Raw genomic sequence first — 25,552 nt, 5'->3', positions numbered from 1 at the left:
AATGGCTATGAGAAGTTTATGGATAAAAGGTGCGGTGGTGATTGGCATCGTGATCCTCTTATTGATTCCGCTCAACGAATTCGTCAAAAAATCATGGGCGTACAATAACAATCAAGGCGTGTTGGTGTTTCAAAACGACCCGTCCTCGTTGGATATCATCAATCTCGGAACGTCGCACGCGATGTTCGGCTATGCGTTCAAACCGCTCGGTCTGTCGCATCTCGATTTGGCGTTGCCTAGCCAAACGATTGAATATGACTTGAAGATGTTGAAGCAATATGACGAACATCTTCGTCCGGGAGGCATCGTCATCGTCTCGCTCTCACAAATTACGTTCAGCAACGCGGAGATCGGTCGAAAAGAAAACTATTATCAAGTGCTAGACCGAGAGGACATCGAGCCGGTCAGTGCGTTCGACTATTATACGTACGCCTCCTTTCCCGCGCTACATAGCGGGAGTGTATATACCGCGCTGTCACGAGAAGTTCGAGACTTCAGATGGGCGTCGCATGAACCGTGGGTGAACAAGGGCGAGAACTATTCGAAACGGAAATATGAGATGGTGGAAGCACAGTATAAACGGGCTGTAACGAATCGTGACATCGAGCAGAACAAAGCACGGTTGCAAGAGATCGTTGCATATTGTCAGTCGAAAGGCTATCGCGTCGTCTTGGCGATGGAACCGGTCCACGCCTCCTACAATGCGTATTTTAATGAAGCAGTCATGGACCGACTCGTCCATCAACATTTGGCCACGCTTGATCTAGACGTCCCGTTCCTGAACTATATGGCGGACGAACGATTCGTGGACGAACAAGAGTACTTTCATAACCCAGACCATTTAAACGGGAAAGGGAGGGCGCTCCTGTCTTCTCTCGTCTATGAGGATTTGAAACGACTCGGCTATCTATGAGAAAAGGAAATCTACAATAGCGTAGATTTCCTTTTCTTTAGTGTCTTTATGACACAACCTCGCTCATCAACGCATGCGTGTTGTCCTCAGAGTCTTTGAAGAAGGCCATCCACGTCTCCACGTTCTCCATTTTCGCGACGAGATGCGGCTCATCGATAAATGAGACGCCTTTCGCCAAAAGCTGTTTATACGCCTCGTTCAAGTCACGTACTTGTAAGTACAGCACAGAGCTCGCTTTCGCGAAATCTTCATTTTCAGGAATCGACAGCATAAGTCGCACGCCGTTACATTCCAAAAATGCGAGACTCCCTGCCTGGAACAAGAGCGGGATTTGAAGGGTATCGCGATAGAACCGAACGGCACGGTCTAAGTCGTGTACGGGCACATAGATTTGTCTAATCTGTTGAATGAGATTCAAGTGACATTCCTCCTCAGTTGGCATCTATCCCGAGTATAGCGAATGGATTTCGAATTCCCTTATTGTTTAACGCGTTTTGCTGATACGTTGGAACATCAGTAGTCCAAGTGCCAACATGACAGTGAGGCCCATCCATGTGAAGACGTAGAGGAATGGGGTACCGGTCGTCCCAATAACCATCTCATCTTGCAAGACGACGACGTTGTCCGCTTCGGCGATGATGTCGGGCTCATACGTGAACGTCCGGAGAAAGCCGATTCCGAACTTGGCGATAAAATAAACAAGATGAAGTGCCGCCGAAATGAGAGCGGCGTGGGTCAGTCGTTTCATAAAAATTTTCCTTTCATTCTTTCACGAGTAGGCTTCGTGAAAGCTTTTGTTCCATTTGATCATGCAGTTTTTGGCCGAGCGAGATTGGATTCGGGAGGACAGAGAGTTCGGCGTAAAGCGGGAACATACGGCGCACATCATCCGGATAGTAATCCCCAGGACGTGGCGATTCATGCCCTGTAATCGTGAACGACTCTGCCTCGCTGTCGACGTAGAGGACGAGCGGACCGGCCATGCCCGTCCCTGGCTCGAAGTGGTCCCCTTCTCGCACATATTCTTTAATGAGAGCCCAGACGTAAATCTCATTTTTCATCGTACTCGTGTCGAGAATTTTATACGTCGTATAGACCTTACCACCAAAGCTCGGCGCCATCACTTCGGTCGCCAAGTAGCGCTCCACCTCGGCTTGATCGAGTTGGACGGACTGACTTATCGTGACGAACGATTCGCCTGTCGCCATATAATAGATGCTTGAACAAAGCGTTATCGTATAAAATGTGGTCAAGATGAGTTTTTTCATATGAGTTCCTCCCAAGTGAGCACAACTTTTCTTTTAGTGTAGCGTATGCATGCATAATAGTGGGATTTTTTACTAATTTTTAAAGGGGATGATATGATGCAGACTGTATATCTTGCCGGTGGCTGTCTCTGGGGTGTGCAGGCGTTCGTTAAAACATTACCCGGCGTCGTCGAGACGGAAGCCGGACGGGCGAATGGGAAGACGATAACGCTTGACGGGGATTACGACGGATACGCTGAATGCGTCAAAACAACGTTCGATCCGACAATCGTCACGATTGAAGCGTTGATGGGGTACTTGTTTGAAATTATTGATCCGTATAGCGTCAACCGACAAGGCGAAGACGTCGGAGAGAAGTACCGGACCGGTTTATATAGTGAGGATGCGAAACATGTAGATGCAGCCCGTGCGTTTATCCAAAGACGAAGCGATGCGGAGCGAATCGCGGTCGAAGTGTTGCCCCTTACGAATTACGTTCCGAGCGCAGCGGAGCATCAGGATCGTCTCGCACGCTGTCCGGACGATTATTGTCATATCCCGCAAGCGTTGCTTGAGAAATATAAACGTTGAACAACGATGCAAAAATTAATCCAGCTTATGTAAAAGTAGGACAAATGATATCGTAGGGGAGTAACGATTATCACATCACTCCGGAGGACCACTATGTTCACATTCGGCATCGTCGGGGGCGCCAGCTTGCTGTTAACAGGGGTTATGCTTGGTATCCTGTTCCTAATCATTCGTTCCATTATGAAAAGAATGAAATGAGTCCGCACAAAAAAGGAGTCTCGTCACACAACTAGGTGTCGAGGCTCCTTTTCACGTTATGCCCGCTCGAGGACGTTCACGAGCAGTTGATGGACGACGGCATGGTCCCGCACGTCATGAAGTTTGTAGTCTTTCCCGGGTAATGTATACCATTCGGCGGCCCCGACGTACGTAATGGCGAGCTCGAGCGTGCCGTCTTCATGGCACGACGTTTTTAGCTCGAGTTCTCCGCTGATGACGCCGACTTCTTCGGTCATGACCCCGTGAGAAGCTTTAAAGATAGACGATTGTTGATCCATAATGGCCTCCTTTTTAAATCAATAGCTGCAGGCGTTGATGGCCGTTTGAAGCGCGGCCTTCTCCGACGATTGGAGCGTGAGTCCCCAACGGCTCTTCGTCTCAACCCACATCTTCGCATACGCACAACGCGCACCGGCACGTGGCGGTTGCCATGTCGACGGGTCTTGGTCCCCTTTTGAACGGTTTGACGTAGCGGATACGGCAATCAACTGGGGTCCGTTTAAATCGTTGGCGAAGCTTTGACGCTTCGTCGATGTCCAGTTGCTCGCACCTGAGCGCCATGCTTCCGCGAGTGGGACGACGTGGTCGATGTCGATGTCAGACGGTGACGTGAAGACGAGACCGTCATAATAACTGTACCATCTTCCGGTCGTCACAGGGCAAGCGTCAACGACTGAATCTGCATCTCGCTTCAACACGACGTGACGGGTGTTACAGCCGTTCCCTTGACTGCTCCAATGAGGGAACAAGTCACGGCTGTAGCCGGTCATCGCACCTTCCGCTTGGACCGTCAATGCGTTCAGTTTCGTGAGCGCGTCGGCCTTCGACGGAATGTTCGGTGGTAAGGCCGAAGCGGTCGGTGTACTAAAGTGAAGCGTAGTCAAAACGAGAACGATAGCGAATAAAGACGTGAGCATTTTCTTCAACATGAGTGAGCCTCCTTATATGTATGACGACGAAATCAAGCGCCCAATCAGTGGACGCACATCGACTATACATGGGCTGGTATGAAGAAAGTGTGAAATTTACAAAAATGAATAGAAAGATTAGAAAAGTTAAGAGATGAGACATAATATATGACATCAGACGTCCCGGCTTTAGCACTACTCATAGACGCGTGGATAGCAACTATTGGTATAATGGAGTCGGTTTGTAGGAAAGAACGAAGGAGTGGGAATGAATGAATCAAAAAGAAGTCGCAGCAATCCGTAAACATTTCAAACTGAATGCAGAGGCGGTCAAAATCGCCGATATTTATAATATTTATATCCGACAGGACAGCAATGAGATTTTCCATGAGGAGTTGCGCTCGTTCCCGTTTCTCGAGCAGGAGCACCAAGAGCTGTTCCTTGCGAACTTCAAGAAAGTGCTCGGTGGGAAGATGGACGAGAAGCTGTTCGAAGTAAAGTTCCAACACCCGGAACCTGGCCAGAGCGACCATACGCAGACGCTTCTTTACGAGGGGTTGAAGACGGACGAGATCGAAGGATGGGCGTCTTTGATGCAAAAAGTCGCCTTGAAGACGGTACAGGACGCCACGTTCGAGAAGGACATGGTCATCACGTTCATCCGCTTCAAATACAATAAACCAACACGCCGCCACTCGGAGGAGACGGAGATCGACATGCGTGACGAGGTGTGGACGTCCCGGTTCATCCTCTGCAGCATCAACCAGACAGAGCTGCCGAAACAGTCGCTCGTCTTCGACTTCATCGAACGTGAGTTCAAGTCGAACATCTTCATCAATCCGGTGATCAAGCTCGACGCGCCGGTCGGTGGGTTCATGTTCCCGAGCTTCACGGACAATGCGGCCGACGTCAACCATATCTTGTATGCGGCGCAAAAACCGCATCAACCGGACTATCGTTTCATTGAGAACGTATTGAATGGGACGGAGATCGTGACGGCCGTCGAGGAGAAGGCGATGTTCGAAGAAGTCGTCAAGACCGTCATCGGCGAAGAGGTCAACTTAGCGACGCTCGCGACCGTGTATGACGAGATTAACCAAATTATCGTCGCCGAGGCCGAACGGGAGGAAGAGGATCAGACGGTACCGGTCATGGATGCCCGAACGGTTGAAATCGTATTGAAAGCGAGCGGGGTCGAGGACGTGACGACGGAGAAGGTCGAAGCGGCGTTTCAACAAGTCGTCGACGACCGTCAATACGAGATGAAAGCGAGTAGCGTCATCCCAAAATATACGTCGAAATCGATTAAAATCAACACGAAAGTCGCCAATATCGCGATCAGTCCGCAAGACTTGAAATACGTGAAACAAGTGAACTATAAGGGCCGACCGTGCTTGTTGATTGAAGTGGAGGACGATACGGAGATTGAAGGGTTCAAGTTGATCTCAGAAGAGTTGCTTGACTGATTTGAGATTCACAGAGAGGCAGATATTGTTTCTATGAAGCGAGCCCAGGCGATTTCCTCCTGGGCTTTTTTATGACAATCTCGTAAGGACGGTTGAATTTAAATATCAATATCGGTATGATGCTCTTGAAAGCGTTCTCTCGATCACTCTTATTTTTTTACACCTTATCGAAAGCGCTTTCGATTATATGGATGACAATAAAAAAGCCCTAGAGGAACATGTCCTCCAAGGCAGGGTTTATTTCCGGGCTTTGCTTACTTTTAACTTCTTCCCTTTAATCGGTGTCGTCTCCATCGCTTCTAGAACGAGCGACCCTTTGCCGTTCAAGATGTCGACGTACGTCATCTGATCGGTGATCGTGATGATGCCGATGTCATCAGCTGTGACGCCTGGGATTTTTGCAATCGTCCCGACGAAGTCGACGGCGCGAAGCTTTTTCTTTTTCCCGCCGCTGAAGTGAAGCTTCATGATGTCTTGGTTGATACGCGCAGTCTTGTTGTTGCGTACGACGCGGCGCCCGCTCAACTTCTCTTCGAATGCGGCTTGGTTGCGTGCGACTTCTGTCTCGGTCGGTGCGTCCATCTCTTCGATCTCGAACTTGATGTACGACTCGATGGCGTGGACGAACTTGCCTTCGTACGGTGTGGCGAGCGTGATCGCTTTTCCTTGCTTCCCGGCGCGTCCCGTTCGTCCCGTCCGGTGCACGTAGCTCTCTTTTTCCATCGGCACGTCATAGTTGATGACGAGCGCGACATTGTCGACGTCGATCCCGCGAGCGGCGACATCGGTCGCGACGAGATAGCGGAAGTTCCCCATTTTGAAGCCATTCATGACGGCGAAGCGGTCTTCTTGCTCGAGTCCGCCGTGGAGTCGCTCACACGAGTATCCGGCTTGGTCGAGTTCGCTGTACACCGTGTCGACATGTTCTTTCGTCCGGCAGAAGATGAGACAGCTGTCTGGGTTCTCGACGACGGTGACGTCTTTTAAGACCGATAATTTCTCTTCACGGCGGACTTCGATTAAACGATGCTCAATCGTTGAGGCGGTGACGCCAGCGGATTCGATCGCGACACGGACAGGCTCCTTCATATGCTTTTGGCAAAGGCGCTCGATATCGTTCGGGAACGTGGCCGAGAAGACCATTGTCACGCGATCTGTCGGCAACTGCTCGAGAATCGCTTCGACGTCGGCGAGGAAGCCGCGGTTCAACATCTCGTCCGCCTCATCGATAATCAAGTATTCAATTTTGTCTAAAGCAAGCGTCTCACGCTCGATATGGTCCATGACGCGTCCCGGTGTTCCGACGACGATGTGCGTTTTTTGCTTCAATTCTTCGCGTTGCTTCGAGAACGGTTCTTTCCCGTAGACGGCTGCCGCTTTGATGCGTTTGAAACGGCCGATGTTCGTCATATCTTCTCGGACTTGGACGGCGAGTTCGCGCGTCGGCGTAAGAATCAAGACTTGCGGCTTGTTCTCGGTCCAGTCGATGAGCTCGGTGACCGGGATGCCGAAGGCGGCTGTCTTCCCGCTTCCGGTCTGCGCTTTGACGACGAGGTCTTGACGCTCGAGTGCGAGCGGGATGACTTTTTGTTGGACCTCGGTCGGGGCGACATACTTCATAATACCGAGTGCGCGTTGGATTTCTTCGCTTAAGCGATAGTCTGCAAATTGTGGTTGATTCATGTGTTTACCTCGTTTTCATGTAAGAAACTTCTGTATTCGAAATTTTCATTAGCGATTTGGATTACGCCTCATTATACACGAAACGAGAAGGTTCGTCGTTCATGCCTGAAAATGGGACAGGCGGAAGCGTGATGCCTGTTCTGGAAAAATAATGAGCGTTTAGAAGTTTTCCTCGTCAATTAGAAGAGCTTCAATCATTTTTTCTAATTGAAATTGTGGATGATGATCTAACGTGTCAAGGAATAAACGATGAAGAGCTTGTTTTGCTTCTTTAATCGAATCGGTATCGACGGATGAGGGAAATGTCCGTAAATAGTGAGCGATAAACTGAGAATTCAACATATGATAAGCCTTAAACTGATGTACTTTTCGCTCTTCTTTCAACGCTTGTGACAGTCTAGTCAGCTCGCGCATCGTCTCAAGTAAAGCTAAAGCGTAAATCAAATTGTCTCGTTTCAATTCTTTGTCTAATGCGAACGAAGCATAGATAAACTCGAAGGGTACATCGCCTACATCATATCGGACCGATTGCTCGAGAAAGCGGGCATGTTCTTGCAGCATCTTTTGTTGAAGCTGACCGTCGCAATCATATACCACTCTCCAAAGTGGAGAACGCACAGGTATTTTTTCGAGTGGAGCAAAGGAAATATTGAATTCAAGCCGATTGTTAAGAAAAACGATAAGAAGATAAATGTCCGGCGCAAACTGTTTTTCTTTTATCAGAATCGGCGACAAATGCATAAAGTATTCTAATAGCGCTTGTTTAATCTCTTTTGGGTCGCTTTCATTTCGTGCCGCAATCATTAAATCGATATCCGAATGTTCATCCTGATAACCGGTTGCGCCTGAACCGATTTGGACTGCTCCTTGAACAGATGGAAGAGTTTGAAGTTCGTGAAGGACTCGTTGAAGCTGGATTTCGCGTTCGGTAGTCGTGTACATAGCAAGACCTCTTTTCATACAATGAATGTATCCTTATTCTACCAATCAAAGAGAAAACCTTTATTGAAGGAGGAAACAACCATGGCAACCCTTTATGATCAGCTAGTCCGTCGCTTAGCCGAATGGCATCAGTCCCAGACGATTGACGGTGTCGAGACGATCACAAAACCGATCCCGGATTCGGACGTCCCGGGTGACCTCGACCCGCGGGTGCTCAACACAGTGCGCACCTTTGTCCCTTCGGACGGACCGAACACATTCGATTTAGTAAATGCGCGGGCGAGCATGGGCTGGCCGAACCGGGACGTGACGACGACTGTCATCACGACAGAGCACGTCACGATTCCGGGTCTGGGCGGTGATGTTTCAGCTCGGATGTATCGCCCGGACACGAACGAGACATTGCCGGCCATCCTCTTTTTCCACGGGGGCGGTTTCTTCGGTGGCACGCTTGATACAGTCGAAAATCCGTGTAAACGACTCGCGGAACAGGCGAACGCCCTCGTCATCTCGGTCGACTACCGACTCGCACCGGAGCATCCGTTTCCGGCTGGACTGAACGACTGCTTTCGAGCGGTTGAATGGGTACACGAGCGTGCCGATGAGCTCGGGGTATCACAGAACGACATCGCGGTCGCCGGCGACAGTGCCGGTGGGAACTTGGCGACCGCGTGTTGCTTACTCGACCGATTGAACGAGACGAACATGATTCGTTTCCAGGCGCTCATTTATCCGGTCGTCAACTTGGGCTCAATCCCGACAGACGATTATAACTGGGATATCGGACAATACGAGATTGGGCACAATCACGAGCTCATTCAAGGCGTCGTCACGGCGCTCGCTGATTCGGATGGATTACTGAATAAGTTGTACCTACAAGGCAAGGCCGACGTGACCGACCCGCTCGTCTCTCCGCTCTTCGCAGAAGACGTTAAAGGCTTACCGCCAGCTTTAATCATCACAGCCGAGTATGACTATCTTCGGCTCGAAGGTGAGGCGTACGCGCGGAAGTTGGCGCGTGACGGGGTGAACGTGAGATTGATTCAATATCGGGGAATGGACCATGCGTTCATGGACAAGATTGGTGATTATCCCCAAGCTGAAGACTGTATGACCGAGATTGCAAAAGCATTGAAGGAGATGACGACATGAAGACCTACACGTTGAACTGGGATACATATCAACAACTCGCGCGAACGGCCGTTTCAGAAGGGGCGGTGCTCTTAAAAAACGAGCAGGCGACACTTCCACTAAAAGCGGGGACGACCGTTTCCGTCTTCGGGCGCAGTCAATTCAACTACTACAAGAGCGGCACCGGCTCTGGCGGGATGGTCAACGTCTCCCGCGTGACAAGCCCGCTCGAGGCGCTTCAAGCGACGGAAGGGATCGACGTCAACCAGTCGCTCTTGGAAACGTACGAGGCGTGGGTCGAGGAGAACCCGTTCGACCAAGGCGTCGGCTGGGCCGGCGAACCGTGGTCACAGCCGGAGATGATAGTGACAGATGAACTCGTTGAGCGAGCGGCTGCCGCATCAGACGTCGCGCTCGTCTTCATCGGGCGCACGGCTGGGGAAGACCGTGACAACACGGCCGACCCGGGCAGCTATTTGTTGACCGACATCGAGCTCGAGTTGATTGAAAAGGTCTCGCGGATGTTCTCGAAGACGGCTGTCGTCTTGAACGTCGGAAACATCATCGATATGCGTTGGGCGAACGAACCGAGCGCGATCCTCTACGCCTGGCAAGGGGGTCTTGAAGGTGGCACCGGACTCGTTGATGTACTGACGGGAACGGTCAGCCCGTCCGGTAAGTTGACCGACACGATCGCGAAATCGATTGACGACTATCCGTCGACGAAAAACTTTGGACATGCCGACAAAGGCATTTATCAAGAAGACATCTACGTGGGCTATCGCTACTTTGAGACGTTCGCGAAAGACGATGTGCTCTATCCGTTCGGATTCGGATTGTCGTATACGACGTTTTCGACGGACGTTGTATCCTCAGATGAGACGAACGAGGTGATCACGGTGACAATCGACGTCGTGAACACGGGAGACGTCGCCGGGAAAGAAGTCGTGCAGCTGTATGTCGAGAAGCCGCAAGGTGTGCTCGGCAATCCGGCTCGTGCGCTCGTCGCCTTCGACAAGACAAATCGCTTGGCACCGGGTGAGCGGGAGACGCTCACGCTGAGCGTTCCCATCACAGATTTCGCGAGCTATGACGACAATGGTGCGACCGGTCACGAATCAAGCTTCGTGTTAGAGGCCGGCATGTATCGCTTATATGTCGGGACGGACGTCCGTTCGGCCGAGGCGTGCTATGACTATGCGGTCGAGGCGCTCGAGGTCGTTGAGACGCTCAGCGAGAACATGGCCCCGGTCACATCGTTCGAGCGCATCAAACCGCGTGCGACCGAGTCTGGCTTGACGGTCGGCTATGAGGCGACACCGCTTCGCAGCGTCGACGTCGAGGCACGTTATCTAGCGGAACGTCCGGTCGTGCGTGAAGAAACGGGTGACACAGGCGTGAGGCTCGCAGACGTCTATCATGGGAAGGCAGACCTCGAGACGTTCCTCGACCAATTGACGGATGAGGACCTCGCCTGCATCGTCCGCGGTCAAGGCATGAACTCGCCACGCGTGACGCCGGGGACGGCCGCCGCGTTCGGCGGGGTGTCGGACCGTCTCGAAACGTTTGGTATCCCGGCCGCCTGTTGTGCGGACGGCCCGTCCGGCATCCGCATGGACATCGGGACGAAGGCGTTCGCGCTTCCGAACGGGACGCTGCTCGCCTCGACGTTCAACACGCGATTGGTGGAAGACTTGTTTGAGATGACAGGGCTTGAGATGCGGAAGAACCGGGTCGATACGCTCCTTGGACCAGGGATGAACATTCACCGCAACCCGCTCAACGGCCGGAACTTCGAGTACTTCTCGGAAGACCCGCATGTGACCGGTAAGATGGCGATCGCCCAATTGAACGGGATGCACCGTGTCGGCGTGACGGGGACGCTCAAACACTTCAGCGCCAACAACCAAGAAGCCCATCGCCACGATATCGACTCGGTCGTCTCGGAGCGGGCGCTTCGTGAGATTTATTTGAAAGGGTTCGAGATGGCGGTGAAGGAAGGCAAGGCGACATCGATCATGACGACGTACGGCGCCGTCAACGGCATCTGGACGGCCGGTCTCTATGACCAGAACACGCGCATCCTTCGCGACGAATGGGGCTTTGACGGTATCGTCATGACCGACTGGTGGGCGAAAGTGAACCATCATGAAGACGAGCCGGCGAACCGCCAGAACACGGCGGCGATGGTGCGCTCACAAAACGACTTGTACATGGTCGTCGACCGTCCGGACTCGAACTCGTTCGACGATAACACAGCGGCGGCACTCGCCGACGGCTCGCTCACGCGCGGAGAACTGCTCCGGAGTGCGGCGAACATTTGCCGATTCGTCTTGAAGTCTCCGGCGATGGAGCGTGCGCTCGGCATCCATGACGGCTCGGTCGAGGTGATCGGATTCGACGAGGAAGCCGACCAAGCCATCGACTTCGACGTGACGTATCGCCACCTCGCGAGCGGAGAACCTGTCAGTTTGAATGAGGCCGACACCTCGACAGGGAGCATGCACGTCTTCGCCGTCTCGGTCGATGAGACGGGGACGTATGACGTGACGATCACGGCCAAGTCGGACGCAGGCGAACTTGCCCAGATGCCGGTGACGTTGTTCGCGAACAATATCCCGGGTCCGACGTTCACGTTCAACGGGACGGACGGGGAATGGGTGACGCAGACGAAGCAAGTGTTCTTCTTGAACCAACATAACTACCTGCAGCTCTATTTCGCGCTCGGTGGACTCGACGTGAACGACATCACGTTCACGCTCGCCGACTCGTTCAGCATGAAAAACGGATAAGGAACGAAGCGCCGTCTCGAAAAGAGGCGGCGCTTTTTTATATGCGTTCAATGGATTTTACGGTGTGACGTAACGTCTCGATCTCCTCGTGCTCCCAGCCGTTTCGGTCGATTGCGTTTAAAAGCTGGTATGTCACTTTGATGAGGGCCAGTCTTAGCTCTTCAATCGATACCGTCCCTATGAGCACGTGACGTGCATCGCGATCCACGTAGAAAAGTTTGGCTTCTGTCTCGCTCACTTTTCTCGCAACTATCTCGTCTCGTCCGTCCATAAAGGAGAAGGAATACGTTTCATGTAACGGCGCAAATACAAGGGCGCGACAACTGTCAATCCACCAGTTCAAGACGATAGCGACAAAATCGGACCAGCCTTGTCCCGGGAAATAATCATAATAATCGATGACGAAGGCGATGTTGCCTACGACTTGTTCATGATACGTCAACGACTCGAGGTCGCATTCAATCGACACATGATTCAAACGTGATCCCCCCTGATTCTTTGATATCGTCTAGTTCTAGTATATAACGAAGTATCAGTGTATGATGAATAAGCCAATTAATTCCATCTGGGTAAAGGAGAAACACGATGAGGGACGCCATCATTTTTGATATGGACGGTACATTATTTCAAACAGATACAATTTTAGAAAAAGCGTTAGAAGACACATTTCAGTTACTTCGAGATAGCGGGGAATGGGAGGAGGAAACGCCGATTCATGTTTATCGGAGAATCATGGGCGTTCCCTTACCGGTTGTCTGGGAAACGCTCCTCCCGAATCATGCGCCGATTATTCGACAGAAAGTTGATGATTATTTCCTCGAACGGCTGATTGAACATATCAACCTTGGAAATGGTGCGCTTTACCCAGGAGTTGAAGCGTTGTTCGAACGATTGAATGCGATGCAGCATCCGTTGTACATCGCCAGTAACGGATTGACCCCATACTTGTCGGCGATTGTATCGCACTATCGTTTGAACCGGTGGGTCAGCGAGACGTTCAGTATTCAACAGATTCCTACATTGGACAAACGCGATTTGGTCGCATCGATTATCAAAAAATATGAGATCACACGTGGCTATGTCGTCGGAGATCGCCTTTCTGACATCGAAGCAGCTAAAGCGAACGGGTTAGAAGCCATAGGATGTCGTTTTGATTTTTCCCGTGAGGAGGAGCTACGACAAGCGGATTATATCGTCAATCATCTATGTGAAGTAGAAGAGATTGTTTCAAAACGCAACATACGACTCTAAAATATTGTGAATCGATTCCGGGTAAATCACGTATAAGAGGTATACAACGAATCGGAGGGATGAACATGAACACACTCTACATGAAACAGAAAGTGTTTAGTCTGCGTGGACGCTTTACCATCAAAGATGCGGACGAGCACGACGTTTATTTTGTCGAAGGGAGCTTCATGAAGCTACCGAAATCGTTCACCATCTCGGATACGAGCGGACGCGAAATCACGACGATCACGAAGAAGACGTTCAGTTTCTTGCCGACGTTTTACGTCGACGTCGAGGGAGAAGAGACGTTGACGATTTCAAAAGAGTTCACGTTCTTTAAACCGCGCTATACGATTGACGCAGCCGGGATTGAAGTCGACGGCAACTGGTGGGACATGGACTTCGAAGTGAGGCAGGACGGTCATGTCATCGGCAGCGTCCAAAAGAAATGGCTTACGTGGGGCGATACGTACGAGATTCGAGTGATGGATGACGCGATGGAACATTTGCTCATCTCGATCGTCGTCGCCATTGACTGCGTCAAAGCCGACCAAGCGGCATCATCGAGCGCTGCGACGTAAAGGGGAAGATAGGATGGAGCTATGGGACGTATATACGGTCAATCGTGAAAAGACAGGGCGGACGTGGGAGCGGGGGACGCGTCTTCCTCAAGACGATTATCATCTCGTGATCCACGTCTGTATCTTCAACAAGGACGGTCAGATGTTGATTCAGCAGCGCCAACCATTCAAAGACGGATGGGCGAACATGTGGGATATTACCGTCGGCGGCAGCGCCACGGTCGGTGATACGAGCCAGCAGGCGGCGATGCGCGAGCTCGAGGAAGAGATTGGGTTAAAACTCGATTTATCCAACACACGCCCGCATTTGACGGTCAACTTCGACGAAGGGTTCGATGACATCTATCTCGTCGAAGCGGAGGTCGACCTTGACGAGCTGACATTACAGGAGTCAGAAGTGCAAGCTGTACAGTGGGCGGATGAGGCGACCATTCTTGCGCGCATTCAAGATGGAACGTTCATTCCGTATCATGAACCGATGATTCCACTGCTGTTCGCAATGCGAGGACAATGGGGAGGGATAAACCATGTGGCAGCAATATCAATGGATGAATGAACCAAGTGACGTGGAGGCGGCTGAACGACTGACGTTTCGCACGTTGCCCGATACTGATTTTTGGCGCAATACGCACTACGGGTTCAACCGGATGACGGCCCACGCACTATTGACGGGCGTCACGGCGAAGCGCTTCACATGCCGGGCAACACTTGAAATGAAACCGAACGCGATGTACGATCAGGCCGGCATCTTGTTATACGTCAACGACGATCATTGGCTGAAGACGTCCGTCGAGTACATCCCGGACGGCCCGTCGCATCTCGGCGCCGTCGTCACCTCACACGGCTACTCGGATTGGTCGACGCGCGATTTTTCAAACGAAGAGATGGGAGGACCGCTCACGTTCGAGCTCGTCTATACGGACGGCGACGTCGAAGTCTTTTTCGAATATGGGAACGGAACGCGCGAGCAACTACGTATCGCGCACTTGCATGACGTGTCATCGCTTCAGGTCGGACCGTACGCCTGTAGCCCGGACGTCGACGCGCCGGGATTCACGGTCACCTTTACAGACTGGCAACTAAGCATCACCTGAAACGGGTGATGCTTTTTCATATGTCATTTACATGTCACTTCAAAAAAAGATTGAAGTGAGCTCGAAGAAATCCATATAATAGATTTAACGAAAGCGCTTTCGGTAGCGGTTTCAATTTATGAGTATTACGAAAGCGAAGGCACGGACGAGTGAATCGACCTTGCCTTCAGACAACTCGAAGGAGGAATTGGAATGAAGAAATGGGTCGCCCTCGCGCTTGGTACCGGTCTAGCTCTCTCGTTCGCTCAAGGCACGCACGCCGAAAAGCCAGCGAACAAAGACAATACGAAATGGAAGCTCGTCTGGTCCGATGAGTTTGACGAACCTGAGATCGATCGAACAAAATGGACCTTCGATACGGGCAACTGGCTGAAGGATAAGGACGGAAATCCGGTCGCGCCGGGATGGGGAAACAACGAGAAGCAATTTTATACGGACAAAAACGAAAACGCTTTCGTAAAAGATGGCAAGCTTATCATCCGGGCAAAAAAGGAGCAGACGACCGATGCGCTCGGCTCGTATGACTACACGTCGGCGAAGTTGACGACGAAAGGGACGTTCAGCAAAACATACGGCCGCTACGAGATGCGCGCGAAACTTCCGCTCGGCAAAGGATTATGGCCGGCGTTTTGGATGATGCCGGAACAGGATCGTTACGGCGGCTGGGCCGCTTCTGGTGAGATTGACATCATGGAAGCCTGGGGCAGTCGCCCGGATCAAGTGGCCGGGACGATCCACTACGGTGAGACATGGCCAAACAACAAATATACAGGCAAAGACTATCACTTCGCTGAAGGCGACGGCATCGACAAGTGGCATACATATGCGGTCGAATGGGAGCCAGGCGAGTTGCGTTGGTACGTCGACGGGAAGCTCTATCAAACACAGAACGATTGGTATACAAAAGGGTTGAACCAGGCGACGAAGTTCAGCTATCCGGCGCCGTTCGACCAGAACTTCTACTTGATTATGAACTTGGCCGTCGGCGGTTGGTTCGATGGTGATCCTGACGAGACGACACCGTTCCCGGCCGATATGGAAGTCGACTACGTTCGCGTCTACGATTTGAAAAACCGCGACGTTCGCCAAGCGGTCGAGCCAGTCTATACAGATGAAGAAATCGTACTTCCGGACGGAGCGAAACAACCGTCTGAAGACGGCAACCTCGTCTACGACCAAGCTTACGAAAAACCGATTACGACGGTGACGAACGGGGCACAAGCACTGGATCCGACGTATTGGAACTATGTGGCACTCCCGGACTTTGGCGGCGTCGGAACGGTTGACGTCATCGAGAAGGCAGGCGCCCGCTTCGCGGACATCTCGATCAGTCAAGCCGGTAGCCAGCCATATTCGCATCAATTGATTCAAAACGTGTCACTCGGAAAGGGTGGTCATTACAAAGTGACGTTCGACGCGAGTGCCGATTCGGCCCGCTCGATGGCAGTGAAAGTCGGCGGCGGACCCGACCGTGGCTACGCGAAATATTCGGATGAAGGCTCGTTCGATTTGACGACGGGCGTCCAGACGTATTCGATGACGTTCGATATGACGGAAGACACGGACCTCGCGGCACGCCTTGAGTTCAACGTCGGCCTCAGCCCGGCCGGTGTCCAAATCGGGAACGTCCGAGTCGAACAAGCCGAACGTCAGGCGCTTGACCCGAACGCGACGAAGCCGGCGCTCGGTGACGGCAACCACGTCTACAACGGCACGTTCGACCAAGGTGCGATGGACCGGATGACGTTCTGGCAGTTCGATGCCGGTGCAACGAAAGGGACAGGGACGGTCGATGCGGAACTCCGCCACTTCTTGTTCAAGGCGAACCCGAAAAAAGGTGAGCCGGCAACACTCGTTCAAAACGGGATTCAATTGCAAGAAGGACACGAGTATGTACTCAGCTTCAAAGCGAAATCGGAACGGATTCCATCACTTCAAGTCGGATTGAATGGCTTGGAAGGTGACGCGCACCTCCCACTTCAAGACGTCGCGTTGACGCGCGAGTTCAAAACGATTGAAATCCCGTTCACGATGAACGCAGAAACGGACTTGTTGAGCCAGTTACGCTTCATTCTCGGTTCGGCGAAAGGCGAGATATCAATCGATGACGTCAAGTTGCTCGACGTGACGCCAATCGAGTTCGACCCGTCACCGCTCAAGAACGGCACGTTTACAGAAGGATTGACGCATTGGAGCTCATACGTCCACTATGACGCGCAAGCTTCGGTCGAGGCTGTGAATGAAACAGCCCGCCTTGCGATTGTGAACGAAGGCCAAGAACCGTGGAGCGTATTGATGGAGCAGGGCGGCCTCGAGTTACATCCTGGCCAGACGTACGTTGTCCGTTTCGACGCTTCGTCGACGACCGCACGCAACATGGAAGTGACGGTCGAGAACGCGGCATACACGCGTTACTTGAGCGAGATCATCGCACTCGGACCGGATACGAAGACGTTCGAGTTCACGCTCGTCATGCCACAACAAGACATGACGGCGCTCAAGTTCCTCCTCGGTCGCACGGACGGTTCACCGCTCGGTGCGCATGAGGTGACGATTGATAACGTTGAAGTGGCAGTAAAATAAGACAAGGGTGACGCTGAACATGAGCGTCACCCTTTTAACGTCTTATCTTTTTCGACTAATCAATCGGGCCGTCCGAAGCAAGGATGGAAGGAGCTTCCGTCGTTTACGGATGGCCAAATACCGTGCGTCCCACGTCGGACTGAACTTATGCTTGAACTGGCGGAGACCACTGAACGGATAGATGTAGCTGATGTTTTCAAACACGTCGGCCGCGACCCGCTCCGGCCAATACGAGAACGGCTGCTCCCCGACCGAGGCGAGCGGGGCCATCCCGAGGCCGACGCGCTCGAACGCTTCAGTCCGAGCCCACTCGATGACGTAAAGGATGAGCACTTCCATCGTACCGGCGGGCGCGTCTTGCTTCACGCGCATCAAGTCGATGCTCACTTGTCCCGTTCCTTGTAACAGCGTGATGAAGGCGACGATCTCGCCCGCCTCATTCCGTAGCAGTGCGGTCCGATAATGCGGCAGTGCGACCTCATTGAAGAAGCCGAGCGAGAACCCTTTCTCTTTCCGGTTCCCGAGCCAGTCGTCTGAAATCGGTCGTAACGCTTCGATGAGAGTTTGATCCGGGTTCGAGACGACTTCGAACGTGAATCCGTTTCGTGAGAATTGATTGTTCAAAGCACGCATGTTCGAGCGCTTCTTACCGGCGAGCGAGAACGAGCCGACATCGACCGTTGCTTCCTCACCGAGCTTGAAGAACGTGAACCCGGCGTCGTGGAGGCGCGGCATCCAGTCCGGTGTGACTTGATAAAAGAGCGGCACGTAACCGAAACGGTCCGTCTCTTCCAAAAATGTAGCGAGTAGCTCTGACGCCGCCTGACGGTCACCTTGAACGTCACCGAAGACGATGGCGTGGTTGCCTGCTGAGGCGAACAAGAGACACGCGGCATCTTCCTCACCGTAATAGACGCGTTTATCGCCCATATGCGCCAAATCATAGGTAGCTGCTGTCGTATGAGCCGCCTGAAACGCCTCGAACCGGCTCGCTTCAAACGTTTCCCCGAGCTGGGGGCGTTTGAGTCGCGAGAAAGTGAAAAACACCGCTAGCATGGCTATACCGGCCAATAGCGTCGCGCTCAGACTGAGGAATGCGGCCGCGTCTTGGTCGAGGAAGATGGCGTCCGTTTGACTGAACGATTGGAGCAGTAAGGCGTGCGTCCCGACGTAGAGCGAGACGTACACGGCACTGCGGAAAAAGCGACCGGGCGTCATGATGGATCTGTACCGGTCATGTTGATGACGGGTCAACCAAACGAATAATGCAAAACCTGTGACGGCGAACACTTCGAATAAATTCGCGCCGCGACCAAATATACCGATGAACGCGAAGAGGAACGACACGAAGACGACCCATTGCACGCGTTTCGTGCGCCGGTACATGCCATATCCGCTTAAGAGCATTAAGATACCAGCAGCAAGGAATAGGACGGTGGCGCCCCATTGCATCCAAAGAGGTGTCGCATAAAGCGGGGTCACACTCGGAAGCAACGTCTGGAACCAAATGAGGAGACTCGTCATCAAGGCGATGAGACCGCCGGCAAGGCGACCTGCCTTCACGAGAAGGCGTGAGACGATGCGCCAGACGACCGTACCGATTTCATAGGACGAGCCGATAATCGGTTTATATTCGATTTGTTTGACGACTTGATTGCCGAACACGATGGCGGATAAAAAGAGACCGATCATGAACGGGACGATGAAGTAAACGAACCGATAGACGATTAAAGACGACAAGACGATTTCTTGATTGATGCCGAGTTGTGTCATCCCGACTAAGTAAAGTAAATCGAAAGAGCCGATTCCGCCTGGGACGAGGGAGAGGACGCCAATCGTCGTGGCGACGATGAACACGCCGAATAGGCTCGTGAGCGGTGCCTCACCACCGAGGAGAAACAGGGCGTACAAGGCGACCGCACCGGCGGAGAGCCATTCAAAGAACGAAGTGGCGACATATCCGGCGAGTGTCGTCCACGACAAGTTCGAGCGTCTCCTTGTGACCGTGAGATAGAACGGGAGTAGTGCACTCGTGACGAGGAGCGCCGGCCAAATCCATTGCTTCGTCGACGTCAACGTCGCAGCCGGGAACAACCCGAGCACGACGCCGAACGACAAGAGGGACAGACCGCTGATGAGTGTTGGTGTCATCCAGCCGATGGCGCGGAGCAATTTCAACGTGTCGAGATAAGGGCGGTAAAGCGATGTCCGAAGGGCGATGCCGATGACGCCGCCGAATCCGAGCATCCCGTTCATCGAGTTCGTGATCCACGCGGCTTGTATGAGTTTGCTCGGTTTGATTTTCACTTGTAGCGATTTCAATAAGAAGTAGTCATATCCTGTCATCGTCAAGACCGCGACGAGCCCGAGCAGGATGAGAGTGAACTGTTCGAATCCTGTCAGTGATTTAAGTGTTTGAAAGGCAGCGGCGAGGGAGAATTGACGTAACTCTTGACCGCTTTGATAAAGGATGAGTCCAATCAACAAAAATGGAATCAACCATTTCAGCTGTTTCCATGACATTCGTTTGTGCATCTGATGTTCTCCTTCTTTGTCATGCTTGCATTGTATCGGATGAGACGTGGTACTCCTATTACGAGATATATATCGGAACCGTTTCAAAAATTGTGAATTCAGAAGAGACTGTAAGCGCAAGAAAGAGGAGAATCGAATTTGGTACAGTAGAAGAGAGGGGGCGAAACGATGCTGACGTTTGAGATGATGTGGGAAAAAGTACTCGCCTGTGACGCGGCGTATGACGGGCAGTTCTACACGGCAGTCAAGACGACGAAAATCTATTGTCGGCCCTCGTGTCGGTCACGAAAGCCAAAACGTGAAAACGTTGAGTTTTTTGAAACGAAACAAGAGGCGGAGACGTCTGGATACCGGTCCTGTAAACGATGCCAGCCGGACATCGAGCGCAGCCCGTCGCATGCGCTCGTGCATGAAGTGACGACGTTCTTGCTCGAAGCGTACATGCGGCCGATTAAACTAGACGATATCGCCACGCACATGAATATGAGCCCGTTCTATGTCGAGCGTGCCTTCACGGAAGCGACCGGTGAGACGCCACGTCAACGGTTAGAACGAATCCGGATCGACCAAGCGGCCAATTTATTAAAGACGACCGATTGGAATAACGAGAAAATCGGGGCTGCCGTCGGGTTGAACACGCCGTCCAATTTTTATCGCGTCTTTAAACGTTGGAAGGGTGCTTCACCGAGCGCTTATCGAAAGGAGGCAGACGATGCCATCGAATAGCTTCATTCTTCCTGTTACTCCCCCGTTCGATTTCGAGCAGTGTTTAACGTTTTTGCGGCGCTCGGACGACGAAGTGATGCACGTCACGACAGAGGACGCGGTGTGGAAACTGTTTGACGTCCAGGGAGGCCTGCGGTTGGGCGAAATTAAAGCACATGAACAAGGACTCCTCGTCACGCTTCACGACGAAGAAGTGACATCCGAAGAACAAATAGTCGTGGAACGGTACGTGCGCGAATGGTTCGATCTCGATCAAGACGTCGCCGCGTTCGAACGGTTTGCTTTAAACGATGACTTGTTGCGTCCGCTCGTTCGGCGTTACAGTGGCCTCCGGCTCATCGGTTTCCCCGATCTGTTCGAGGCGCTCACCTGGGCAGTGATCGGTCAACAAATCACGTTATCGTTCGCTTACACGTTGAAGCGGCGTTTCGTCGAACGATATGGTCATTCCCTTGAAGTGGCCGGTGTGACGTATTGGGCGTTCCCGCGTCCTGAAGACATCGCCTTACTCGTGCCAGCCGATTTACGGGGTATGCAGTTCAGTACGCGGAAAGCCGAGTATATTATCGGGATTGCCCGGGAAATAGCGGACGGAACGCTATCGAAACAGGCGTTACAAGTCCAATCAAGGGAAGCCGTCCATGCTCGACTGCTGTCGATGCGTGGGGTCGGGGAATGGACGGCTGAGTATGTCCGGATGAAATGTTTACAAGATGTGCGCGCCTTTCCCGCTGCAGACGCTGGGCTGCATCAAGCGCTCAAGTTCCATCTCGACAGGACTGAAAAACTGACGGCAGAAGACATGCGGGAGATGCGGATGCGTTTTTCTGGATGGGAAGCGTACGCGACATTCTATTTATGGAGGTCATTGTATGGAAATCTATAAACTGGACTACGTGAGTCCGATTGGCATGATGGAACTAGTGGCGACACAGACAGCCGTCCAATCGATTTTGTTTGTCGAGCGTGAGGAGGTGTTGTTCGAAGCAAATGACCACACGCCCGACGTGTTGACGTGGTGCTATCGTGAAATCGATGACTATTTCAAAGGAAAACGACGAGCGTTCACGTTCCCCGTCACGGTAGAAGGCACGATGTTTCAACGGGACGTCTGGCACACGCTGACGACGATTCCGTATGCGGAGACGACGTCCTATCGGGAGTTGGCCGTGAAACTCGGACGAGATCGTGCTGTTCGGGCCGTTGGTAGTGCGAACGGTCGCAACCGCTTGTCCATCGTCGTCCCATGTCATCGTGTCATCGGTTCGAACGGGACGTTGACCGGTTATGCAGGCGGACTATGGCGCAAGGAATGGCTGTTACGACACGAACAGGAATCACGCGTACGAGCCTAGTAAAAAAACATCTCGCCTCCCATTTCTGATACAATAGAGAAATCCTATCGTGACGTCTGAATCGACGGAGTGGTCTAGGATGATTCCCGTCACTGAGGAAAGATTTTGGAGGTAACATGATTAAATTACTAGCAGATTCAACATGCGATTTATCAGATGAGATTTTAGCCAAATACGAGATTGGGGTCGCCCCGCTAATCGTGACGATTGATAATAAATCGTACGAGGACCGCGTCGACATCCAGCCCGATGATTTGTACGGAATGTTGGAAGCGCTACCGGAATTCCCGACGACAGCGATGCCGAGTCCGGCCACGTTTATGAAGTTGATGGAAGACGCGGTCGAGGCAGGACATGATGAGATTTTATGTATTTGTATGTCGAGTGGGACGAGTGGCTCATATCAGTCAGCCGTGCTCGGGAAAGAGTACTTCGAGGAGGCACATCCGGGCTCACCAGTGAAGATTCATATCGTCGACTCACGCTCGATGAGCCACGGGAGCGGTTGGCTCTTAATGAAGAGCGCCCAAATGCGTGAAGCCGGGGCCACGTTCGACGAACTCGTCGAGTTCAACGAGGCATATAAGATGAAAGTAAAGCACTTCTTGTCGGTCGACGACTTGGATCACTTGATTAAGAGCGGTCGCATCTCAAACGCCGGCGCCATCATCGGCAAGCTGCTCATGGTCAAACCGATTATGAGCATGAAGAACGGGAAAGGTGCCGTCGTCGCCAAAGAACGAGGCACACGCAAAGTGCTCAAGCATTACATGGATCAGTTCGTGAATCGGAGCGATCGCGACATCACGAATTTCATCATCATCGGTTATTCGTCGGATAAAAAGATTGCGGAAAACTTGCAAGCGAAAATCGAGGCAGAAACCGATTTCGATGGAGAGATTTATCTCATGCAGATGGGCGTCTCGGTCGGGACGCACGTCGGACTCGGTGCCATCTCGATGTTCTTTGTGGAAAAGTAAAACACGGAAGCCGTCTCCATCGAGGCGGCTTTTTCTGTGGATAACGTTATCCACAGGCAGGATCGGACCAGACGTGTTCCACCGACCAAGCGTTATCCACAATGTCGAGCCGGTAAACATCAGGATTGCTCAAATTTCGCCACGTGTCAAAGTCGAACCGGTAATCCACATGTTGAAGGAGCAGGGCGAGGAGATTTCCGTGCGTCACGAGAAGTGTCGTCCCGTGTCCCTCATCTTCACGCAAAACCTGTAAGATCCGGTCGGTCGCGTCACGGCCCGACTCGGCACCGGGCAAAGCAAGAGAGTCGTCCTCGAACGAGCGCCGGAGCAAGTCGAACCAATCGTCGCGCGGCTCGACCGACAAGACGCGTTCCCGTAGGCGTGGGTCTTGCTCAATCGGAAGCAGGCGGGTGCTCGCGAGCGGGGTGACCGAGGCGACGGCTCGGATGTAATCGCTCGAGATGATTCGGGAAATTGGGATGTCTTGAAAGAAATCACGGAGTGCGAGTGCTTGTCGTTCACCTGTTTCTGTTAGGGGAGCATCTGGCTCCTGTCCTTTGGCTGAGCAGTGGCGAATCAGATAGATGGTTGGCATCATGCTGTCTCCTTCTTTTTTTGATGAACGTGCGCACACTGATGAATCAAATGAGAAAATATTTCGCCGTCCTTCTCGGTCTCTTCAAGAAGCAACGGTCGATCGATCTCGCCGTCCTGCCCACGATAAAATTCTTCGCCACCGACGAACCAGCTGTAAGAAGTGATGTCGACGGGGCGCAACATGTCGGGCAGAAAGCGTCCATAAGTATTCGGGATTTTGAAATTGATGCCGCGCTTCACGAATTGTCTTCCTCCCTTCAAAAGTTTCGTTAATGAATTCCGTACTTAACCCTTATCATTCATCACAAAAGCGTTATAATCAGTATAACGATTATAAACGGGACTGCCGATGAATGGGGATTTAAACGGCGGTCTCGCGCACAAATTCAGGGGAGAAGGATGGGGTTTTCATGAGCAGTGTCCAAAAGAAAACAGACGTCATTTTAATTGGTGCAGGGGTGATGAGCGCGACGCTCGGGTCACTCTTTAAAGAGCTCGTACCGGAATGGGAAATCAAAGTGTTCGAGAAGCTCGAGAGTGCAGGGGAAGAAAGTTCGAACGAATGGAACAATGCCGGGACGGGACATGCGGCCCTGTGCGAGTTGAACTATACGACGGAGAAGCCGGACGGGACGCTCGACATCTCAAAAGCAATCAACGTCAATGAACAGTTCCAAATCTCGCGTCAGTTTTGGGCGCACCTCGTGAACAAAGGATTAATTCAACAACCGGAAGACTTCATTCGCTCGATTCCACATATGAGCATGGTGCAAGGGGAGAAAGATATCCAGTTCTTGAAAAAACGTTTGGAAGCGCTCACAAAAAATCCGTTGTTTGAGGGCATGGTAATGTCGGAGGATCCAAATGAGCTTCAGGAATGGATGCCGATTGTGATGGAAGGCCGGACGACAGATGAGCCGATTGCCGCCACAAAAATCGATACCGGAACCGATGTGAACTTCGGTGCACTCACGCGCATGCTGTTCGAGCATTTAACAGACCAAGGCGTCGAGGTCAACTACAGCCATAGCGTCGAAGACGTCAAACGGCTCGCGAACGGGTTATGGGAAGTGAAAGTCAAGGACGTGAAAGGGAACACGATTGAGACCCATACGGCACCGTTCCTCTTCATTGGCGGCGGCGGTGGTAGTCTCCATCTCCTTCAAAAGACAGGCATCCCGGAATCAAAACAGATTGGCGGGTTCCCGGTGAGCGGCTTGTTCCTCGTCTGTAAAAACCGAGATGTCATCGAACAACATCACGCGAAAGTGTACGGCAAAGCGAAAGTCGGGGCACCTCCGATGTCGGTGCCACACCTCGATACACGCTACATCAACAATCAAAAAGAGCTGTTGTTCGGGCCGTTCGCTGGTTTCACGCCGAAGTTTTTAAAGAAGGGGTCGAACCTCGATTTGATTCAATCGGTCAAGCCGTATAATGTCATGACGATGCTTGCGGCGGGCGCAAAAGAGATGCCGCTAACTAAATATTTGATTGAGCAATTGCTCTTGTCGCATGACAAACGGATGGACGAGCTCCGTGAATTCATTCCGACAGCGAAAAACGAAGACTGGGAAATCGTCGTCGCTGGACAGCGTGTTCAAGTCATTAAAGACACGCCGCAAGGGAAAGGGACGCTTCAATTCGGTACAGAAGTCGTCAGTGCCGAGGACGGATCGGTCGCGGCTCTCCTCGGCGCGTCACCAGGCGCATCGACGGCGGTTCACGTCATGTTGAAAGTGCTCGAGCAGTGCTTCCCTGCACGCATGACGGAATGGGAGCCGAAGATTAAGGAGATGGTCCCGTCATATGGACTCTCACTCTCGGAGCATCCAGAGCTATTCAAATCAATTCATGAATCGACGGCGATGGCACTTGGTTTAAAGGAAAAAGGCGTTATCCATAATTAAACGAGTTCAGGCGAGAATATGAAAATATTCTCGCCTTTTCTTTTAAATTTTTGCATAAAAAAAGACCGC

At 52.1% G+C, this 25,552-nt stretch carries 26 protein-coding genes; 15 read left to right on the top strand and 11 right to left on the bottom strand.

Features of this window, described 5'->3' with window-relative positions:
• The first annotated feature begins 34 nt into the window (after positions 1-34).
• Entirely contained in the window at positions 35-913 is an 879-nt protein-coding gene (locus KNP92_RS12265) for a hypothetical protein (protein ID WP_353047946.1), read from the top strand.
• 46 nt (positions 914-959) lie between these two features.
• Here KNP92_RS12265 and KNP92_RS12260 read toward each other — a convergent pair whose 3' ends face one another.
• Genes KNP92_RS12260 through KNP92_RS12250 form a run of 3 tightly spaced genes read right to left on the bottom strand, consistent with a single transcriptional unit; the run spans position 960 to position 2,181 of the window.
• Positions 960-1,355 (bottom strand): VOC family protein, encoded by a 396-nt coding sequence (locus KNP92_RS12260; RefSeq protein WP_214840905.1) that lies wholly within the window; start codon positions 1,353-1,355, stop codon positions 960-962.
• A gap of 42 nt (positions 1,356-1,397) precedes the next feature.
• A complete protein-coding gene (locus KNP92_RS12255; RefSeq protein WP_214840903.1) occupies positions 1,398-1,661 on the bottom strand; it encodes a hypothetical protein in 264 nt (87 codons plus the stop codon).
• A gap of 13 nt (positions 1,662-1,674) precedes the next feature.
• Positions 1,675-2,181 (bottom strand): hypothetical protein, encoded by a 507-nt coding sequence (locus KNP92_RS12250; RefSeq protein WP_251136563.1) that lies wholly within the window; start codon positions 2,179-2,181, stop codon positions 1,675-1,677.
• Positions 2,182-2,277: 96 nt separating this feature from the next.
• On the opposite strand from KNP92_RS12250, the gene KNP92_RS12245 reads away from it, so the two are divergent.
• Entirely contained in the window at positions 2,278-2,751 is a 474-nt protein-coding gene (locus KNP92_RS12245; protein ID WP_214840901.1) for a peptide-methionine (S)-S-oxide reductase, read from the top strand.
• Positions 2,752-3,005: 254 nt separating this feature from the next.
• On the opposite strand, the gene KNP92_RS12240 is transcribed toward KNP92_RS12245, so the two are convergent.
• Positions 3,006-3,248, bottom strand: a complete 243-nt coding sequence (locus tag KNP92_RS12240) for a hypothetical protein (RefSeq protein ID WP_214840899.1) — start codon at positions 3,246-3,248, stop codon at positions 3,006-3,008.
• 18 nt (positions 3,249-3,266) lie between these two features.
• Positions 3,267-3,899: an HNH endonuclease family protein gene (locus KNP92_RS12235; protein ID WP_034806270.1), complete on the bottom strand. Its 633-nt coding sequence runs from the start codon at positions 3,897-3,899 to the stop codon at positions 3,267-3,269.
• Positions 3,900-4,150: 251 nt separating this feature from the next.
• On the opposite strand from KNP92_RS12235, the gene KNP92_RS12230 reads away from it, so the two are divergent.
• Entirely contained in the window at positions 4,151-5,344 is a 1,194-nt protein-coding gene (locus tag KNP92_RS12230) for a DUF4317 domain-containing protein (RefSeq protein WP_214840897.1), read from the top strand.
• Between the two features lie 237 nt (positions 5,345-5,581).
• Here the strand turns inward: KNP92_RS12230 and KNP92_RS12225 are convergent, their stop codons facing one another.
• Together KNP92_RS12225 and KNP92_RS12220 are read right to left on the bottom strand one after the other, a co-directional pair.
• Positions 5,582-7,027: a DEAD/DEAH box helicase gene (locus tag KNP92_RS12225; protein WP_214840895.1), complete on the bottom strand. Its 1,446-nt coding sequence runs from the start codon at positions 7,025-7,027 to the stop codon at positions 5,582-5,584.
• A 159-nt stretch (positions 7,028-7,186) separates the two neighbouring features.
• A complete protein-coding gene (locus KNP92_RS12220; protein ID WP_214840893.1) occupies positions 7,187-7,969 on the bottom strand; it encodes a nucleotidyltransferase domain-containing protein in 783 nt (260 codons plus the stop codon).
• An 81-nt stretch (positions 7,970-8,050) separates the two neighbouring features.
• On the opposite strand from KNP92_RS12220, the gene KNP92_RS12215 reads away from it, so the two are divergent.
• Positions 8,051-9,121, top strand: coding sequence for an alpha/beta hydrolase (locus tag KNP92_RS12215; protein WP_214840891.1), 1,071 nt, complete (start codon positions 8,051-8,053; stop codon positions 9,119-9,121).
• Positions 9,118-11,892: a glycoside hydrolase family 3 C-terminal domain-containing protein gene (locus KNP92_RS12210; RefSeq protein ID WP_214840889.1), complete on the top strand. Its 2,775-nt coding sequence runs from the start codon at positions 9,118-9,120 to the stop codon at positions 11,890-11,892. The genes KNP92_RS12215 and KNP92_RS12210 overlap by 4 nt, the downstream gene beginning before the upstream one ends.
• Positions 11,893-11,929: 37 nt before the next feature.
• On the opposite strand, the gene KNP92_RS12205 is transcribed toward KNP92_RS12210, so the two are convergent.
• Positions 11,930-12,361: a hypothetical protein gene (locus KNP92_RS12205; protein WP_260564183.1), complete on the bottom strand. Its 432-nt coding sequence runs from the start codon at positions 12,359-12,361 to the stop codon at positions 11,930-11,932.
• Positions 12,362-12,477: 116 nt separating this feature from the next.
• Between KNP92_RS12205 and KNP92_RS12200 the strand changes: the two genes are divergently transcribed.
• The 5 genes from KNP92_RS12200 (at position 12,478) to KNP92_RS12180 (ending at position 17,380) form a co-directional block, all read left to right on the top strand.
• Positions 12,478-13,143 (top strand): HAD family hydrolase, encoded by a 666-nt coding sequence (locus tag KNP92_RS12200; RefSeq protein WP_214840885.1) that lies wholly within the window; start codon positions 12,478-12,480, stop codon positions 13,141-13,143.
• A 65-nt stretch (positions 13,144-13,208) separates the two neighbouring features.
• Positions 13,209-13,703 (top strand): LURP-one-related/scramblase family protein, encoded by a 495-nt coding sequence (locus KNP92_RS12195; RefSeq protein WP_034806290.1) that lies wholly within the window; start codon positions 13,209-13,211, stop codon positions 13,701-13,703.
• A 13-nt stretch (positions 13,704-13,716) separates the two neighbouring features.
• Positions 13,717-14,259 carry an NUDIX hydrolase gene (locus KNP92_RS12190; protein WP_214840883.1) on the top strand — a complete coding sequence of 181 codons (543 nt, stop codon included), beginning with the start codon at positions 13,717-13,719 and terminating at the stop codon, positions 14,257-14,259.
• Positions 14,231-14,797, top strand: a complete 567-nt coding sequence (locus KNP92_RS12185) for a DUF1349 domain-containing protein (protein WP_214840881.1) — start codon at positions 14,231-14,233, stop codon at positions 14,795-14,797. Before KNP92_RS12190 ends, KNP92_RS12185 begins: the two co-directional genes overlap by 29 nt.
• 192 nt (positions 14,798-14,989) lie before the next feature.
• The gene (locus tag KNP92_RS12180) at positions 14,990-17,380 is read left to right on the top strand and encodes a carbohydrate binding domain-containing protein (RefSeq protein ID WP_214840878.1); all 2,391 of its coding nucleotides are present in this window, start codon (positions 14,990-14,992) and stop codon (positions 17,378-17,380) included.
• Between the two features lie 42 nt (positions 17,381-17,422).
• Here KNP92_RS12180 and mprF read toward each other — a convergent pair whose 3' ends face one another.
• Positions 17,423-19,915 carry a bifunctional lysylphosphatidylglycerol flippase/synthetase MprF gene (gene mprF / locus KNP92_RS12175; protein ID WP_214840876.1) on the bottom strand — a complete coding sequence of 831 codons (2,493 nt, stop codon included), beginning with the start codon at positions 19,913-19,915 and terminating at the stop codon, positions 17,423-17,425.
• 168 nt (positions 19,916-20,083) lie between these two features.
• Here mprF and KNP92_RS12170 point away from each other — a divergent pair, with 168 nt between their 5' ends.
• The 4 genes from KNP92_RS12170 to KNP92_RS12155 all read left to right on the top strand — a co-directional run bounded on the left by KNP92_RS12170 (position 20,084) and on the right by KNP92_RS12155 (position 22,976).
• Positions 20,084-20,641 (top strand): bifunctional transcriptional activator/DNA repair enzyme AdaA, encoded by a 558-nt coding sequence (locus tag KNP92_RS12170; RefSeq protein WP_214840874.1) that lies wholly within the window; start codon positions 20,084-20,086, stop codon positions 20,639-20,641.
• Positions 20,628-21,527 carry a DNA-3-methyladenine glycosylase family protein gene (locus KNP92_RS12165; RefSeq protein WP_214840872.1) on the top strand — a complete coding sequence of 300 codons (900 nt, stop codon included), beginning with the start codon at positions 20,628-20,630 and terminating at the stop codon, positions 21,525-21,527. The genes KNP92_RS12170 and KNP92_RS12165 overlap by 14 nt, the downstream gene beginning before the upstream one ends.
• Positions 21,514-21,996 carry a methylated-DNA--[protein]-cysteine S-methyltransferase gene (locus tag KNP92_RS12160; protein ID WP_214840870.1) on the top strand — a complete coding sequence of 161 codons (483 nt, stop codon included), beginning with the start codon at positions 21,514-21,516 and terminating at the stop codon, positions 21,994-21,996. The genes KNP92_RS12165 and KNP92_RS12160 overlap by 14 nt, the downstream gene beginning before the upstream one ends.
• A gap of 116 nt (positions 21,997-22,112) precedes the next feature.
• Positions 22,113-22,976 (top strand): DegV family protein, encoded by an 864-nt coding sequence (locus KNP92_RS12155; protein ID WP_214840868.1) that lies wholly within the window; start codon positions 22,113-22,115, stop codon positions 22,974-22,976.
• 46 nt (positions 22,977-23,022) lie between these two features.
• On the opposite strand, the gene KNP92_RS12150 is transcribed toward KNP92_RS12155, so the two are convergent.
• Positions 23,023-23,571, bottom strand: a complete 549-nt coding sequence (locus KNP92_RS12150; protein ID WP_214840866.1) for a histidine phosphatase family protein — start codon at positions 23,569-23,571, stop codon at positions 23,023-23,025.
• Positions 23,571-23,813 (bottom strand): DUF2691 family protein, encoded by a 243-nt coding sequence (locus tag KNP92_RS12145; RefSeq protein ID WP_214840864.1) that lies wholly within the window; start codon positions 23,811-23,813, stop codon positions 23,571-23,573. Before KNP92_RS12145 ends, KNP92_RS12150 begins: the two co-directional genes overlap by 1 nt.
• Positions 23,814-23,983: 170 nt before the next feature.
• Between KNP92_RS12145 and mqo the strand changes: the two genes are divergently transcribed.
• A complete protein-coding gene (gene mqo, locus KNP92_RS12140; RefSeq protein ID WP_214840862.1) occupies positions 23,984-25,483 on the top strand; it encodes a malate dehydrogenase (quinone) in 1,500 nt (499 codons plus the stop codon).
• The last annotated feature ends 69 nt before the right edge of the window (positions 25,484-25,552 follow it).

It is taken from the genome of Exiguobacterium sp. s122, from assembly GCF_018618475.1.
GTDB classification, from domain to species: domain Bacteria; phylum Bacillota; class Bacilli; order Exiguobacteriales; family Exiguobacteriaceae; genus Exiguobacterium; species Exiguobacterium himgiriensis.
Note: the sequence above shows the minus strand (reverse complement) of the source record. Positions and strands in the feature narration are given on the sequence as shown.

Coding starts and splice junctions, on each gene's coding strand:
- KNP92_RS12240 (WP_214840899.1), bottom strand. CDS start 3,248: ATGGATCAACAATCGTCTATCTTTAAAGCTTCTCACGGGGTCATGACC.
- KNP92_RS12250 (WP_251136563.1), bottom strand. CDS start 2,181: ATGAAAAAACTCATCTTGACCACATTTTATACGATAACGCTTTGTTCA.
- KNP92_RS12150 (WP_214840866.1), bottom strand. CDS start 23,571: ATGCCAACCATCTATCTGATTCGCCACTGCTCAGCCAAAGGACAGGAG.
- KNP92_RS12220 (WP_214840893.1), bottom strand. CDS start 7,969: ATGTACACGACTACCGAACGCGAAATCCAGCTTCAACGAGTCCTTCAC.
- KNP92_RS12230 (WP_214840897.1), top strand. CDS start 4,151: ATGAATCAAAAAGAAGTCGCAGCAATCCGTAAACATTTCAAACTGAAT.
- KNP92_RS12245 (WP_214840901.1), top strand. CDS start 2,278: ATGCAGACTGTATATCTTGCCGGTGGCTGTCTCTGGGGTGTGCAGGCG.
- KNP92_RS12160 (WP_214840870.1), top strand. CDS start 21,514: ATGGAAATCTATAAACTGGACTACGTGAGTCCGATTGGCATGATGGAA.
- KNP92_RS12225 (WP_214840895.1), bottom strand. CDS start 7,027: ATGAATCAACCACAATTTGCAGACTATCGCTTAAGCGAAGAAATCCAA.
- KNP92_RS12155 (WP_214840868.1), top strand. CDS start 22,113: ATGATTAAATTACTAGCAGATTCAACATGCGATTTATCAGATGAGATT.
- KNP92_RS12180 (WP_214840878.1), top strand. CDS start 14,990: ATGAAGAAATGGGTCGCCCTCGCGCTTGGTACCGGTCTAGCTCTCTCG.
- KNP92_RS12255 (WP_214840903.1), bottom strand. CDS start 1,661: ATGAAACGACTGACCCACGCCGCTCTCATTTCGGCGGCACTTCATCTT.
- mqo (WP_214840862.1), top strand. CDS start 23,984: ATGAGCAGTGTCCAAAAGAAAACAGACGTCATTTTAATTGGTGCAGGG.
- KNP92_RS12200 (WP_214840885.1), top strand. CDS start 12,478: ATGAGGGACGCCATCATTTTTGATATGGACGGTACATTATTTCAAACA.
- mprF (WP_214840876.1), bottom strand. CDS start 19,915: ATGCACAAACGAATGTCATGGAAACAGCTGAAATGGTTGATTCCATTT.
- KNP92_RS12195 (WP_034806290.1), top strand. CDS start 13,209: ATGAACACACTCTACATGAAACAGAAAGTGTTTAGTCTGCGTGGACGC.
- KNP92_RS12165 (WP_214840872.1), top strand. CDS start 20,628: ATGCCATCGAATAGCTTCATTCTTCCTGTTACTCCCCCGTTCGATTTC.
- KNP92_RS12215 (WP_214840891.1), top strand. CDS start 8,051: ATGGCAACCCTTTATGATCAGCTAGTCCGTCGCTTAGCCGAATGGCAT.
- KNP92_RS12170 (WP_214840874.1), top strand. CDS start 20,084: ATGCTGACGTTTGAGATGATGTGGGAAAAAGTACTCGCCTGTGACGCG.
- KNP92_RS12185 (WP_214840881.1), top strand. CDS start 14,231: ATGTGGCAGCAATATCAATGGATGAATGAACCAAGTGACGTGGAGGCG.
- KNP92_RS12260 (WP_214840905.1), bottom strand. CDS start 1,355: ATGCCAACTGAGGAGGAATGTCACTTGAATCTCATTCAACAGATTAGA.
- KNP92_RS12235 (WP_034806270.1), bottom strand. CDS start 3,899: ATGTTGAAGAAAATGCTCACGTCTTTATTCGCTATCGTTCTCGTTTTG.
- KNP92_RS12210 (WP_214840889.1), top strand. CDS start 9,118: ATGAAGACCTACACGTTGAACTGGGATACATATCAACAACTCGCGCGA.
- KNP92_RS12190 (WP_214840883.1), top strand. CDS start 13,717: ATGGAGCTATGGGACGTATATACGGTCAATCGTGAAAAGACAGGGCGG.